The organism is Brevibacillus sp. SIMBA_040, from assembly GCF_046535075.1.
In the GTDB taxonomy this organism is placed as follows: Bacteria; Bacillota; Bacilli; order Brevibacillales; family Brevibacillaceae; genus Brevibacillus.
On the sequence record NZ_JAWRXI010000148.1, the window covers coordinates 1 to 278 of the forward strand.

General features: G+C 37.8%; 1 protein-coding gene. It reads left to right on the forward strand.

The window, feature by feature from the left end; genetic code table 11:
- Positions 1-278 (forward strand): hypothetical protein (locus tag SB752_RS32335; protein ID WP_410719485.1); only part of this gene is annotated, 278 nt, incomplete at both ends.

A 278-nucleotide genomic window follows, 5' to 3' on the forward strand; every position in this document is an offset into this window, starting at 1 on the left:
TTTGCAGGTACAGTTTCAGCTCAGATTGCAGGAAAAGCATTACCGAAATATAAAGTTGGAGATGTTACTTCTTTCAACTACAATCCGGGAGTTAGTTTTACAGCAATTACTCAGACATTGGGTAATAATACTACGCAAACAATCACCAATACGAGCAATGATGTATTTACACTTACTAAGAGCGGAATAACATCTCCTTCAAGTCCAAACCCTCACTTCTTCAGTATAACGGCAAATAATGCGACAACTGATGCTTCGTCTTGGGATTATTTAGGATT